Source organism: Shewanella sp. GXUN23E, assembly GCF_050865035.1.
Lineage (GTDB): Bacteria > Pseudomonadota > Gammaproteobacteria > Enterobacterales > Shewanellaceae > Shewanella.
Genome location: NZ_JBOZWP010000001.1, coordinates 132,050 through 145,889 on the forward strand (window position 1 = coordinate 132,050; position 13,840 = coordinate 145,889).

The window sequence follows — 13,840 nt, forward strand, 5'->3', positions numbered from 1 at the left end:
AGACATTAAATAGAGAACGAAACAACTGAGAAACGAGGGAGCAGCCCTTGCACCTGTCCTGTGCTTCCAATAGAAAACTGAAGTGAGTGAATTACAACAATTTATTGGCAGACCTTCCGCCCGGTCAAACTTCCCGGGTTAAGCCCAAGGACGACACAGATGAGAAGTATTTTCGCCCTGACAGCCACCCTGTTGCTGCTCAGCCCCTTCACCGCCGCCAGCGAATATCAGACGCCGCCCACGGCACTGCAACAGGTTGTTGAACAGCCCGGCAGCACTGATACGCTGTTGTCGAAGGACAAGCGCTGGCTGGCGGTATTGGGAAATTCCAGCTCCCCGGATATTTCAGTGCTGACTCAGCCTGAAGTGAGACTGGCGGGCCTGCGAATTAACCCGGTGAGCCTGACGCCAAGCCGCCCCGACAACAGTTACCAGTCACTGACCCTTATCCAACTGAATAACAAAGACAATCTCAGCACCGATATCCCGTTGCCGACAGGTATCACCCTGAGCCATGGCGGTTTTTCTCCCGATGGACGTTTCTTCTCTTTTACCGGTCAGAGTGACTCAGGCGCCTGGCCCTATATTGTCAACCTGACGGATTTTTCGGTCACCAGGCTGGGGCAGGCGAGATTAAATGCGACCCTGTCAGGTGCTGTTCACTGGCTGACTGATGGCAGCGCCATGCTGGTCCGCCTGACTGTTGCGGAGAACTTTATCCCCCGTGCAGCGGCAACAGACTCGCTGGCGCCCCTGATAAAAGCCACCTCCGCACAAAAGGCTCCAAGACGTACCTATCAGGACTTATTGAAAACCCCGGCTGATGCCGCCTACTTCAGACAACTGACGCTGACTCAACTGGCACTGCTCAGCCCTGATGGCGCTCTGCGTAAGCTCGGCAGTCCGGCGATTTTTAATCGGCTCAGCCTGTCGCCGGACAACCGCTACATCCTCACGGGCAAACTGACTGAACCCTTTTCACTGAGGGTGAAATACCAGGACTTCAGTCAGCAAATCAGTATCTTACGACTGAACGATGGCCATGAGCAGTTGCTGACCCAATTACCCAGTGGCGAGCATCGTCCCGCCGGCCCCGACTCTGTCACGCCAGGGGGCCGCAATTATCAGTGGCATCCGGCCATGGCGGCGGCAATCACCTGGATCAGCGCCGCCGATCAGGGTGACAGCACCCGCGCTGCGGACATCAGGGACAGGCTCAACCTGTTGAGCGCCCCCTTCGAAGGGGAGCCTGTGGAATTGACCGCTACGCCTCGACGCATTGCCGAAATCGACTGGATTGATGCCCAGACGGCACTGATTACGCAAACAAGCCGCAAGGCTCAGCAAATCACCGTAAGTCTGCTGGATAAGCGGGGCCTGACGCTTTGGCATCAACGGGCGCTGCGGGACAGCTACGACAATCCGGGAGTATTCCATACCCGGCGCAACGAATTTGGCCGTCAGTTACTTGCCGTTGAGGACGGACAGGTACTGCACTTTGGGCTGGGGGCATCAGATCAGGGGTATCGGCCATTTTTGAAGCGCACATCCCTGATTGATGGCAGGAGCAGCAAACTCTGGCAAACCCGGGAGGATAAATATGAACGGGTAAAATATGTGCTCAATGAGCAGCCGCTGCAACTGATCATCAGCAGTGAGAGTCGTACTGCGGCCCCTGCGCTGTATCAACTGGATGTTGAATCCGGCACACGCCGCTTGTTGTATCAGCAAGCCGATGCCCTGTCCGCGTTCAGGGATATTCAGAAGCAACTGATCAGCTTTCGCCGCGCCGATGGTCTGCCATTATCCGGCACTCTCTACCTTCCCGCGGATTATACGCCTGCCCAAGGTCCTTTACCTGTGCTGATGTGGGCTTATCCCAGAGAGTACAAAGACAAATCTGTCGCCGCCCAGGTCGCCTTTTCAGAGCATCAGTATCTGAACATCAGTCCCCGCAGCCCTATCGCCATGGTGTCACAGGGCTATGCGGTATTTGATCGGGTCGCCATGCCTATCATCGGCGAAGGAAGCAGCAAACCCAACGACAGTTTCAGACAACAGCTCATCGCCAACGCTGAAGCTGCGGTGAATGTTCTGGTGGAGATGGGGGTAGCCGATCCCAAACGCATCGCTGTCGGCGGTCACTCCTATGGCGCCTTTATGGTGGCCAACCTGCTGGCCCACACAGATCTGTTTGCCGCCGGTATCGCCCGCAGCGGTGCCTACAACCGCTCACTGACGCCGTTTGGGTTTCAAAACGAAGAACGTAATTACTGGCAGGCAACAGCGCTGTATCAGTCGATGTCCCCCTTTGCCCATGCCAATCAAATCAATGAACCTATCCTGCTGATCCATGGTGAGCTTGATGCCAACTCTGGCACTTTCCCCATGCAGTCAGAGCGTCTGTTCAACGCCATCGCCGGTCTGGGCGGCACCGCCAGACTGGTCATTCTGCCCTGGGAAAGCCACAGCTACGTGGCAAAAGAATCGCTCAATCATCTGCTGTGGGAGCAACTTAACTGGCTGGACAGCTATCTTAAGTCAACCCCGGCATCGGCAGACGCAGCAGTACCACAAGGAGCTTTATGAACCCGTATATCTACCGAATAGGACTCGTCCTGAGCCTGGGCTTTTCAAGCCTTGCCGCTCAGGCCGGGGCCTCCCCCAAAAATGTGGTGTTTCTGATCGGCGATGGAATGGGGCCAGCCTACACCACGGCTTATCGTTATTTCAGTGCCGGGGACCCAGCCACGCCACCGCAACCAACCGTGTTTGACTCACTGCTGGTAGGCATGGCAACAACTTTCCCCGATGACGACACCTGGGTGACCGACTCCGCCGCAGCGGCAACGGCACTGGCGACAGGCCACAAAACCTATAACGGCGCCATTGGCATAGATCGCAACGAGGTCCCGCTCACCAGCCTGATCGCCGAAGCCAGACATCGCGGCATGCTGACCGGGGTTATTGCCACATCGCAAATCAACCATGCCACTCCGGCGAGCTTTCTGGCCCATGACAGGCACCGTAAAAACTATAACGCCATCGCCGACGACTACCTGGGATCAGACGGCCACTCGCCGGTCGCCGATCTGTTACTGGGCGGAGGAACCAGCTACTTTATCCGGCCGGATGTCAATCTGATAAACCGCTTTCAGGAACGCGGCTATCAATATCTCAACCGCCTGGAGTCACTGGATAAATTGACACTTCCTGCAATCGGATTGTTCGCCCCTCAGGGCCTGCCTCCGGCACTGGGCAGCGCCCAGCCCAACAGACTGAGTATCATGACCAAAGCGGCATTGACACGCATGGAAGCGACAGATCGCCCCTTTGTACTGGTTGTGGAAGCCAGTCAGATAGACTGGTGTGCTCATGCCAACGATATCGCCTGTGCCATGTCGGAAATGGAAGACTTCGCCCGAACCCTGACACTGGTAAAGGAGTTTATCGACCGGCGCGGCGATACGCTGATGGTCGCCACCGCCGATCACTCTACCGGTGGCCTGACACTGGGCCGTGCCGGGATCTACCAGTGGCGGGCCGATCTGCTGAGAAAAGTCAACATGCTGCCAGACGATATCGCCCGGCTGTTATTGGCCTCCCCGGCGGAGTTGGACAATATTCTACAAACGCAAACAGGTCTGCAGCTGTCCGAACAACAGCGAACGCTGTTTGAACAGGCGCTGAGTGATGATCAGGACAGCAGCCAGGAGCAGCTTGCCGCCCTGGTCAAAAACCTGATTGATGAAGCCACTTACACCGGCTGGACCACCTCAGGCCACGATGCCATCGATGTGCAGGTGTTCGCTCACGGGCCGGGTGCGGCACTGTTTCAGGGCATGCAGGACAACACCGCCATAGGTCAGAAACTCAAGGCCCTGTTGCCCGGCAGACATATCGTTGCCGGTGCCAGTCCTGCACCCGGGTCATCCAGGTAGCGTAAGGCTGCGGGATAGGATATCCTCTCGCCTCATACCGCCCCCCGGCAGTTGCCCGGGGGCTTACCGGTATTCATCCGGGCCAGTTGGTCCGCATTGAAATGAGAAAACAGGCCATGACCAAGAAAAACAAATCCCTGGCTGAGCTGTCAGTCATGACTCCCGAAGCCCGCTACGACTTTATGGTCGCAGAAATCAAAGCCAGTGAAGAGATCTGGACACTGCAGGACACAGATGGCTGCGTCATGCTGACCACCGAAGATGAAGACTGCATTCCTATGTGGCCGTCCGAAGAAGCCGCCCAGGCGTGGGCAGTCGATGACTGGCAGGACTGTGAGCCGCTGTCGATCCCGGTTCGTGATTTTCTCGAGCGCTGGGTTCCCGGCATGGAAGATGACGAGTTGCTGGTCGCCGCATTCCCGGTAGAAGGCGATTTGGGTGTGGTTATCCCTCCCCATGAGCTGGAATCCAAACTGACCTCAGGCAAGCGCCACTGATCCGGAGCCGTTAATGTCAACCCCTACACCAATGGCGATGCCCAAACGTTTGATGCTACTGCTGGCCCTGCTGTCAGCGATTGCCGCAGGCGGACTTTGGCTGAACTGGTTGCCCCTGTTGTGGGTACTGGTACTCCTGCTGGTGCTGGGTTGCCTGGGCAGGCAAAAAGCCGGACTTATTCTGCTGCGCTTGCTGGGAATGGCCGGATTGGCACTGTTTGCCACTTTGCCTTTTATGCTGCCACAGCTGGCCGCGCAATTTGCCGGGGCATCGGCTCAATGGCCTGAGCAGCTGACGGGCCTGCCAAGCAGCGCAATTTGGCTGATATCCGGCACAGGCGCATTACTCTGTGGGTTCATACTGTGGGTAGCTTTTGGCAACAAAACAGCCCGCTTCTTCCGCCCGCAGATGCGCTTCAATATTCTGGGATAGTGTCTTTTTGAAGAAAGCCGCGCACTCCTGAGTGCTATCTCCCGGTATCACCGCCAAAACGGCGCCCCAACACCAGACTGCGAATACGAAAAAGCCGTCCTTTGGACGGCTTTTTAATTAATTGGAGATTGGCTTACACCGAGAAGCTGGCGCCGCAACCACAGGTAGTGGTGGCATTGGGGTTTTTCACGAAGAAACGGGACCCTTCCAGCCCGGAGGTATAATCCACCTCACCACCCACCAGATATTGCAGGCTCATTGGGTCAACAACCAGTTGTACCCCTTGCTTTTCCACGGTGAAGTCACCTTCGTTGACCTTTTCATCAAAGGTAAATCCGTATTGGAAACCTGAACAGCCACCGCCGGTCACATAGACCCTTAACTTCAGGGCGTCGTTCTGTTCTTCTTCCAGCAGGCTTTTCACTTTCGCAGCCGCCGCATCGGTAAAGCGGATGGGCAGAGCTGCATCAGCTTGTTCAGTCATTGCTACCTCTTACATCAGTTTGCTGTGCGGGATTATCCGTTACCTGACTATTTTGTTCAAGTATTACCCGCGGCTCTTTTTCACCCGAGGTTAACTCAGGTACGCTGAAAATCTGTTCAGACTCAGCCCCTTTGGTCCAGCGGCTGGCCGGTACCACGAGTTTGACCTGAACCCTCGCCAATTCAAAACCTTCTGGCAAAGCAAATTCACTGTCCAGCATCTGAAAATAGCGGAAGCTGAAGTTCAGATTGACGTCGGTCAACGACTTGAGCGTCAGCGTTTCCGCCACGCCATCCTGAGTACCTACCAGAAACACTTCAGCCCGGCCTTTGACAACCTGCTTGCGCTTTTCCAGTTGCATCAGCATCAGTTCCAGTCGCTGCTTACCCAGCTCCAGCCCCGGCAACAGTTCTGCAGAGTATATCGCTACCCCTTCGGCATTGTTTTCCGGTGCCATCACACTGCGGTAAAAATTCAATTCACGTTGCAGCTGCTTTTCCCGCTCCAGCTGATCATTGAACATCTTTTTCATATTGTCATTGGCTTCGCGCGCCACGACCAGCTCCATATTACGGCTGGCCAGGGTACTGGCGCGAGCCTGCAGCGCGTTCTCCAGGCGCTGTATCTGCTCGTCGGCAGCATCGTTGCTCTGTGGCTGGCGCGCCAACCACAGGTGATAGCTCAGGGCGCCGAGCGCAAACGCCACCAGCACCAGCAACAACAGATACCAGGAGGACGCCCGGTATCTTCGTTCTGCCCCTTGCAGGCGATCTGCCCAGCGATGATAATTCGACATTAATTAAACCTTAAAACAGCATATGGATTATGCGGAAACCCTAACGTGCAAATCAGCTTCGAAGAACTCAAAGAAAAATCACAGCGCTATTTGCGAACCGGGCTGAAAGATCAGCTGTCCGAAGCCAGAACCAGTGCCCAGTTGTGTGCACTGGCACTGGTGTTTGCCCTGATTGCCTCCGGGGTCATTCTGATGCTCAGAGTCATGCTCGCCTGGAGCAATGAACTGACCGGGGCACAGGAGCTGGATTTTACGGAGATCACCGCCGACTGGCGAGTTTTTCTGCCGCTGTTGGCCGCAATTTTGATCCGTGTGGCAATTAAACTGGGCTCCCGCAGGTACAAACGTCTGGGCATTGCTTATGTCCTGCATATGTTCAAGATGCACTACGGTAAACTGCCACTGCCCTCTGCCCCGGCGCAGTTCTTTCAGGCCTTTTTCGCTCTCGCCGGTAACTTTTCTGTGGGCCGGGAAGGCCCGGCCATTCATCTGGGTGCCGTCACCGCCAGTGTGCTGGCTGAGCGCCTCAAACTGCCGGACAACAGTGTCCGCATCATGTGTGCCAGCGGCATTGCCGCCGGCATTGCCGCGACCTTCAACGCGCCGCTGGCCGCGGTCATTTTTGTGTTTGAAGTGATCGTGCGCGAATACAAGATCCATTACTTCTTCCCTATTATGCTATCCGCTATATGCGGTGCACTCTCCAGCCAGTTGGTGTTTGGTGATGTTCACGAATTTGAACATATCAAGGTATTGGCAATTCCACTGGATCAATATCCCCTGCTGGCGATTGCCGGGCTGGCACTGGGATGCGCCGCGGCGGCCTTTAACCGGGTGCTAATCCTGGTCACGGAAAAAGCCGCCAACCGTTCGCTGACGCTCAGATTACTGCTGGCCGGCGCCATCACCACTGCAATAGGACTGGTCATGCCACAGGCATTGGGCACAGGTGACTGGGCCATCGAGGCGGCGCTGAATCAACACCCCACAGTATTGTTTCTTATGGCGCTGCTGCTGGCCAAAGTGATCGCCACCATCGCCGCTATCGGCCTTGGCATTCCCGGCGGTCTTATCGGGCCGCTGTACGGCATAGGCGCCATAGTCGGTACCCTGATCGCTATGATGAGTGCTCAGTTGTTTCCTGCACTCAGCCCCTATATTGGTCTGTACGCCGTCATCGGTATGACAGCCATGATGGGGGTGAGTCTTAATGCGCCACTGGCCGGTTTGGTAGCGCTGCTGGAGCTGACCAATGACACCAACATAATTTTGCCGGCCATGTTCGTCACAGTGCTGGCATTTCTGGTGTCATACCGGGGCTTTAACAGTCAATCTATCTTCCTGCGTCAACTGGATATTATGGGGCTTGAATATCGGGTGCCGGTGATCAACGCCGCGCTGCAGAAAACCGGTGTAAGAGCCCTGATGAATCGCCGGGTTGTAGTGGTCAACAACGATGAATCTCTACTGCTGGAAGTGCTGAAAAGGGCTCAGGGCCGTCCTGTGCTGGTGCGCAATGAACAGGGACGGTTTGAGAAGCTGAAGCTGGAAATGCAATCCTTCGAAGGTGATGAAACCCTTTACCGCCTGCCCATGCAGGGATTGCCGGACACCGCTACCCTCAATGAGGCCTATGAATTGCTGCTGCCCAAACGCAGCGGAGAAGTGTTTATCTGGCAGGATACACCGGACAACCTGGTGGGCGTGATCAGCTGGGCGAACCTGCAACAGGAGATCCGCTCAGGCAAGCTGTAACTCAGACTGATGACGAGAAAATCATCGGCAATTGTTGCTGTGCTGACATCCACATGAGTAGCTTGGATGAGTAGCCGGGATCAATACCAGGGTGCCGCAGCAGTGATCCCCGTTCGCACCGTCAATATGGGCAGCAAAGCTGTCACTGCTTGCCGCAATATCAGTCATCACTGATGGCAAAATCAGTGAGTTATCATGCACATCAACAATCAGATTTGACCTCAGGTTCTGCTTGGATTTCACAATAAGCGACACCGCAATCGTCAAGACTGAAAACGCTGAGTTTTTATCGGAATTCCGCCAAGCTAACAGGCGACAAACCCACGGCCCGCGCCGCTGGGCAGAATCACGGAGAGTTTTCTGCCATCATGTGATCCCCGCCATTGACATTGGCAGTCTTGGCCCCACAATTGGGCGTCTATGGGAAACATCTCCCTCACAGAATTCAGGATTTCCGCTCCCGGCGGGAAGCCCGGCATTGAGAACCAGACCGGCAATACCGGCATAACACGAACAAGGAAATAAGATGACCCGTTCCGAAGCGCTGTTTGAACAGGCGAAACAAACCATTCCCGGCGGTGTGAACTCCCCGGTACGTGCATTCAACGGTGTGGGCGGTACCCCACGTTTTATCGAAAAAGCCGATGGTGCCTACATCTTTGATGCTGACGGCAACAAGTACATCGACTATGTGGGCTCCTGGGGCCCAATGATCCTGGGTCACAACCATCCAAAAATCCGTGAAGCCGTACTGAATGCAGTACAAAACGGTCTGTCTTTCGGTGCCCCGACAGAGCTGGAAGTCCAGATGGCGGAGAAGGTGATCGAGATGGTACCTTCCATGGAAATGGTCCGTATGGTGAGCTCAGGTACTGAAGCGACCATGAGCGCCATCCGTCTGGCCCGTGGTTTTACCGGCCGTGACAAGATCCTGAAATTTGAAGGCTGCTACCATGGCCACGCTGACTGTCTGCTGGTTAAAGCCGGTTCAGGCGCCCTGACGCTGGGTCAGCCAAGCTCTCCGGGGATCCCTGAAGACTTTGCCAAGCACACCCTGACTGCGGTCTATAACGATCTTGACTCAGTCAAGGTTATGTTCGAGCAGTACCCTGATTCCATCTCCTGCATTATCCTGGAGCCAGTTGCCGGCAACATGAACTGTATTCCACCGGTTGACGGATTCCTGCAAGGTCTGCGCGCCCTGTGTGATGAGTATGGTGCCCTGCTGATCATCGACGAAGTGATGACGGGTTTCCGTGTTTCCAAGAGCGGCGCTCAGGGTTACTACGGCGTGAAGCCGGATCTGACCACTCTGGGTAAAGTGATCGGCGGCGGCATGCCAGTAGGCGCCTTCGGTGGCCGTAAAGACGTGATGCAGTACATCGCCCCGACCGGTCCGGTTTATCAGGCAGGTACCCTGTCCGGCAACCCAATCGCCATGTCAGCAGGTCTGGCGCAGATGGACGCCCTGTGTGAAGAAGGTCTGTATGAAGAACTGGCGGCCAAGACCGAGCGCATCGCCGAAGGCTTCAAGGCAGCAGCTGACAAGCACGGCATTCCAATGAGCATCAACTATGTAGGCGGCATGTTCGGTTTCTTCTTTACCGACGAGCCGCAGGTGACCCTGTTCGAACAGGTGACCAAGTGCAATATGGAGCAGTTCCGCGCCTTTTATCACGGCATGCTGGATGAAGGCGTTTATCTGGCACCCAGCGCCTACGAGGCAGGTTTCCTGTCCATGGCGCACGGCGAAGAAGAGCTGGCTGCCACACTGGCTGCCGCTGACCGGGTACTGGCCCGTATGGCTGCAGCATAATCCGCTGACAAATTTGCAAAAAGGACGCTCCGGCGTCCTTTTTTGTTTTTATCCCACACAGATGTTGCCTTAATGCAAAAAGCATGTTGCAATCCGCGCCGAGCACAGGTTGATTAATTCAACCTTAAAAGAACAACAATCGTCGTTGGAACACTGCCATGCTGACCCTGTTTCTTGTGAGTCTCGCTGTGCTGGCCCTGCTCAGCATCATTACGGAAGAGTTGACTCACATCAACAAAACCAAAACCACGCTGTTTCTGGGCTGTGTCGCCTGGATCACCCTGTTTATCGATGCCGCCGGACACAACAGCCAGCACATTGCCGCTGAGCTGAATGAAAACCTGCTGGAAATCGCTACCCTCTGGCTGTTTTTAATGTCCACCATGACCTTTGTGGCTTATCTCAATGCCAAGGGGCTGATCCAGGTGTTGATTGAAAAGCTGTTTCCGGCCGAGCTGTCGGTGCGCCAGCTAATGTTGATGATTGCCATCTTCTCGCTGTTTCTGTCGGCTATCTGTGACAACGTCACGGCCACTTTGGTGTCCATCGGCCTGCTGTCCAGCTTCAAACTGCATTGGCGCATGCGCAGACGCATCTCAGTACTTATTATCTTCGCGGTCAACTCAGGCGGTGTAGCACTGATCACCGGCGATGTGACCACCCTGATGATCTTTCTTGAGGGACATCTGAATATGTCGCAGCTGCTGCTATTGCTGCTGCCCGCCGTCAGCAGCGTGGCCCTGCTGGCCCTGCTATTCTCCCGCGGCGCCAGAGGTCAGGTGATGACCACACCGGTCAACTATACCTATACCGCGCTGGATTTGGTGATTGCCGGGGTGTTCGTGCTGACCATCATCATGACCATGGTGCTCAACCTGCTGTATGCCATCCCGCCGGTACTGACTTTCCTGACCGGTCTGTCGGTGATGTTCCTGCTGGGCCAATTCAGCCACTCCAACACCGAAGAGATGCGCATCCTGGAATATGTCCGCCGTATCGAGTTCGATACCCTGCTGTTCTTCCTCGGTATTTTGCTGTTGGTGGGCATGCTCAAGCAAATTGGCACCCTGGATATGCTGGCCTCAGCCTACAGTCAGGTATCGCCGACACTGGCCAATTACATATTGGGAATCGTTTCGGCACTGCTGGATAACGTGCCCATGACGGCCGCCCTGCTCAAGGCTGATCCACACCTGAATGCCGAACAATGGCTGGGACTGACCTACGCGGTCGGGGTGGGTGGTTCACTGTTGGTGATAGGTTCGGCGTCCGGTATCATCGCCATGAGTAAAATCAAGGAGCTGACGTTTGTCAGCTACCTCAAGTACCTGCCATCACTGCTGCTGTGTTACAGCGCGGGCTATGCCCTGACCATCTGGTTTGCCCGCGTCATGCTTTAAGCCATTAAATCGCCGGTACGATAAACTCAGTGCCGGCAATTTCCAGCACCACGTCCCGGGGGCGGATCTCCACAATTTTCAGTTTGCCACCAATGGTGTCGCCCTGCTGTAGCTCGCGGCCATCCACATTCAACCAGCGATTTTTAGGATTGCTGGCATACACATGGGCCACGATGTTGAACTCGGGCACCTGTTGCTGCAGTGCTGGTGACAGGTCGCCATATCTGGGAAAGTCAGACTCCGCCACCTCAGGGATCGGATCAAGCTTCGCCGGAGTCACTCCTTCTTTAACTGAATGTTGATACTCCACATCCTTGAGCGCCTGCTCAAAAGCCGCCAGCAAATTGTCCTGCGCAGCTTTGGCTTCCTGCCCCAAATCCGCCATGCCCTGCGGCGCATGACCGGTTTCACGGCGCAGTATCTCCAGCTGCTGGGGCGTCAAATCTGAGTTGGCACCCAGTACCAGAGGGGCCGCCGAAGCTTCGGGCTCAGAATATGCAGGCTGCACTGCAACCTTCACCGGCGCTGCAGCGCTGCTGCGCCCTGGTTCAGCGGCTTGCTGACTCAGCACCGGACCAGGCCTGGCCACAGGAATATTACCCCGTCCGGCAAGACGAACACCGGGGTCGTTAGCCACCTGGACAGCATGTGGCTGAGTGTACGACGCCGGTTGGTTCGTCTGTCCAGCCTGCATTGCTATCAGAGACGCAGGCTCGGCCTCCTGGGCTGGTAACACCATGGCCACAGGCTCTTCTTTATTGAGCCACAAATTCAGGCCAAAAGCCGCGCCGCCCCCGGCAAGCAGACTCAGCACCACAGCCGCCACAGCCTTGACCGGCCAACGCTGCGGATGATCAACATAAGGCCTTGGCGCCGTGGCAGGATCCGGCAGTTGTCCCTGCTGTTTGTTGCGGATCACCGCATCGAGCAAAATCGACATCAGCGTTCTCCCTCCCCGTTCAGTCTCGGGCCGCTCTGACTCAGATACAGACCCAGCTGAGTCAGGGTCTGACTGCCGGCAATGCCATCCGGGTTGAGACCGTGCTGGCGCTGGAAGGTTTTCAGTCTCTGCTCCAGTTGGCTGTCATACCCACTGATCAGTCTGGACGGCACCTTGTCCACCATCGCCAGCGAGTTTTCCAGCCACTGCAACTGGCTGGCGGATGAATGCGGACCTATGGGAGATGCCCCTTCCTGTTCGGGCTGCCACAGGATCTCAAACACCCCGGCGAAATGCCGGTCAAACCAGCTCCGGCTGACCCAGAACTGCTGCTCTCCCAGTTGTAACAGCAGCTCATCAGCATTACGGGAGATCAGCGTACCGTAGGACTCCTGCCCGGCAGCATCGGTCAGGTACACCACTGCCGGGTAATTGAGGCGCAAAATCGAGGCGGTACTGCCCTGCTGCTGATAACAGGCCAGCCCCTGCAGCGCGGCTGCCTGACAGGCACTCATCTGCTGATAGGGTGTACGATTCCATAATCCCAGCAGAGTGGCGAACGCGGTATCTATCCCGCGGCTGTCGGCCAGTGCTTTATCAAGCTGACGTTGTCCCAATGACGGGGCTGTCTCAGGCGCTGAGGCCGCTCCACTGGCGGGTCTAACAGCCGCAGGACCTGCGGTGTCACCGGGCGCCTGCCTGGTTTCGTTCACGGCGGCTGTCACAGTTGCAACCTGCTGTGCCGCACCGGATGTCATTTGGTCATCAGTCTGGATAAACCAGAACACCAGCCCAAAAGCCAGCACAAAACCCGCACCGGCCAGCAGTGGCCAGGTGTAACTCCGGGTAACCGGCTCCTCTCCCAGGACTTCGGCTGCGGCGCGCTGCACCATCTTATGATCAACAGGTACTTTGGACTGGGCATAAGCCGCCATCAATGCCCGCTCACAGATCAGATTGCTCAGCCGCGGAATACCGCCACTGGCGGCATGCAGCGCGTGGATGGCTCTGGCAGTAAACAGGGGCTCGTGGCGTCCGGCGACCTGTAGTCTGTGCTGTACATACAATCCCAGCTCCTGTTCATTCAGTGGCAACAGATGGTATCTGGCGGTGATGCGCTGCGCCAGCTGACGCAGTTCCTGACGCTTGAGCAGTTGCTGCAGCTCGGGCTGGCCAATCAATATCACCTGCAGTAATTTTTTGGTGTCCGTCTCCAGATTGGTCAGCAGCCGCAGTTGCTCCAGCACCTCAGGCCGTAAGTGCTGGGCTTCATCAATGATGAGCACAGTGTTGCGGCCCTGCTCATGGTTATTGAGCAGATATCGGCTGAGTAAATCCGTCAGTTGTTTAAGTGTGGGATTGTCACCGTAGGGGATATGCAGCTCGTCACACAGGGTTGCCAGCAGTTCCAGCTCAGTCATCGAGGGATTGAGAATGAATGCGGTATCGGTATTGTCCGGCAGTTGCTGCAAAAGGCAGCGGCTGACGGTGGTTTTGCCTGTGCCCACCTCACCGGTCAGCAGTACAAATCCGCCGGTATCGCCCAGACCATAGGTCAGGTGTGCCAGCGCCTCTCTGTGTCTGTCGCTCAGAAACAGATAGTGGGGATTGGGGGCAATCGAGAAGGGGTTGTCGTTCAACCCGAAAAAGGCTTTGTACATACCGCGCAAACACTTGCTCTGAAAAGTTTTGCCCAAGGTATAGTGCCAGCCGGAGGATGTCAAAATCGACCGTCCTGTGTGCCCTATTTTTTACTGCAGGTGTTATGCTTAGCGCAA

11 protein-coding genes are annotated in these 13,840 nt (G+C 55.9%); 7 read left to right on the plus strand and 4 right to left on the minus strand.

Features of this window, described 5'->3' with window-relative positions; translation table 11 throughout:
* Positions 1-159 precede the first annotated feature (159 nt).
* The 4 genes from ACRRUX_RS00575 to ACRRUX_RS00590 all read left to right on the plus strand — a co-directional run bounded on the left by ACRRUX_RS00575 (position 160) and on the right by ACRRUX_RS00590 (position 4,871).
* Positions 160-2,589, plus strand: a complete 2,430-nt coding sequence (locus ACRRUX_RS00575) for an alpha/beta hydrolase family protein (RefSeq protein ID WP_432526238.1) — start codon at positions 160-162, stop codon at positions 2,587-2,589.
* Positions 2,586-3,941 carry an alkaline phosphatase gene (locus ACRRUX_RS00580; protein WP_432526239.1) on the plus strand — a complete coding sequence of 452 codons (1,356 nt, stop codon included), beginning with the start codon at positions 2,586-2,588 and terminating at the stop codon, positions 3,939-3,941. The genes ACRRUX_RS00575 and ACRRUX_RS00580 overlap by 4 nt, the downstream gene beginning before the upstream one ends.
* Before the next feature lie 116 nt (positions 3,942-4,057).
* Entirely contained in the window at positions 4,058-4,438 is a 381-nt protein-coding gene (locus tag ACRRUX_RS00585; RefSeq protein WP_432526240.1) for a DUF2750 domain-containing protein, read from the plus strand.
* Positions 4,439-4,451: 13 nt separating this feature from the next.
* The gene (locus ACRRUX_RS00590; protein ID WP_432526242.1) at positions 4,452-4,871 is read left to right on the plus strand and encodes a hypothetical protein; all 420 of its coding nucleotides are present in this window, start codon (positions 4,452-4,454) and stop codon (positions 4,869-4,871) included.
* 133 nt (positions 4,872-5,004) lie between these two features.
* Here the strand turns inward: ACRRUX_RS00590 and erpA are convergent, their stop codons facing one another.
* Both erpA and ACRRUX_RS00600 read right to left on the minus strand, forming a co-directional pair.
* On the minus strand, positions 5,005-5,355 hold the full coding sequence (gene erpA, locus ACRRUX_RS00595; protein WP_115135815.1) for an iron-sulfur cluster insertion protein ErpA: 351 nt from the start codon (positions 5,353-5,355) through the stop codon (positions 5,005-5,007).
* Positions 5,348-6,151: a DUF6776 family protein gene (locus ACRRUX_RS00600; RefSeq protein WP_432526243.1), complete on the minus strand. Its 804-nt coding sequence runs from the start codon at positions 6,149-6,151 to the stop codon at positions 5,348-5,350. Before ACRRUX_RS00600 ends, erpA begins: the two co-directional genes overlap by 8 nt.
* Positions 6,152-6,196: 45 nt before the next feature.
* On the opposite strand from ACRRUX_RS00600, the gene ACRRUX_RS00605 reads away from it, so the two are divergent.
* The 3 genes from ACRRUX_RS00605 (at position 6,197) to nhaD (ending at position 11,122) form a co-directional block, all read left to right on the plus strand.
* A complete protein-coding gene (locus tag ACRRUX_RS00605; RefSeq protein WP_432526244.1) occupies positions 6,197-7,906 on the plus strand; it encodes a chloride channel protein in 1,710 nt (569 codons plus the stop codon).
* A 526-nt stretch (positions 7,907-8,432) separates the two neighbouring features.
* Positions 8,433-9,722 (plus strand): glutamate-1-semialdehyde 2,1-aminomutase, encoded by a 1,290-nt coding sequence (gene hemL / locus ACRRUX_RS00610; RefSeq protein WP_432526245.1) that lies wholly within the window; start codon positions 8,433-8,435, stop codon positions 9,720-9,722.
* A 158-nt stretch (positions 9,723-9,880) separates the two neighbouring features.
* On the plus strand, positions 9,881-11,122 hold the full coding sequence (gene nhaD, locus ACRRUX_RS00615) for a sodium:proton antiporter NhaD (protein ID WP_432526246.1): 1,242 nt from the start codon (positions 9,881-9,883) through the stop codon (positions 11,120-11,122).
* Between the two features lie 4 nt (positions 11,123-11,126).
* Here nhaD and ACRRUX_RS00620 read toward each other — a convergent pair whose 3' ends face one another.
* Both ACRRUX_RS00620 and ACRRUX_RS00625 read right to left on the minus strand, forming a co-directional pair.
* The gene (locus ACRRUX_RS00620) at positions 11,127-12,062 is read right to left on the minus strand and encodes a general secretion pathway protein GspB (RefSeq protein ID WP_432526247.1); all 936 of its coding nucleotides are present in this window, start codon (positions 12,060-12,062) and stop codon (positions 11,127-11,129) included.
* Positions 12,062-13,723, minus strand: a complete 1,662-nt coding sequence (locus tag ACRRUX_RS00625; protein WP_432526249.1) for an ExeA family protein — start codon at positions 13,721-13,723, stop codon at positions 12,062-12,064. The genes ACRRUX_RS00620 and ACRRUX_RS00625 overlap by 1 nt, the downstream gene beginning before the upstream one ends.
* Between the last annotated feature and the right edge of the window lie 117 nt (positions 13,724-13,840).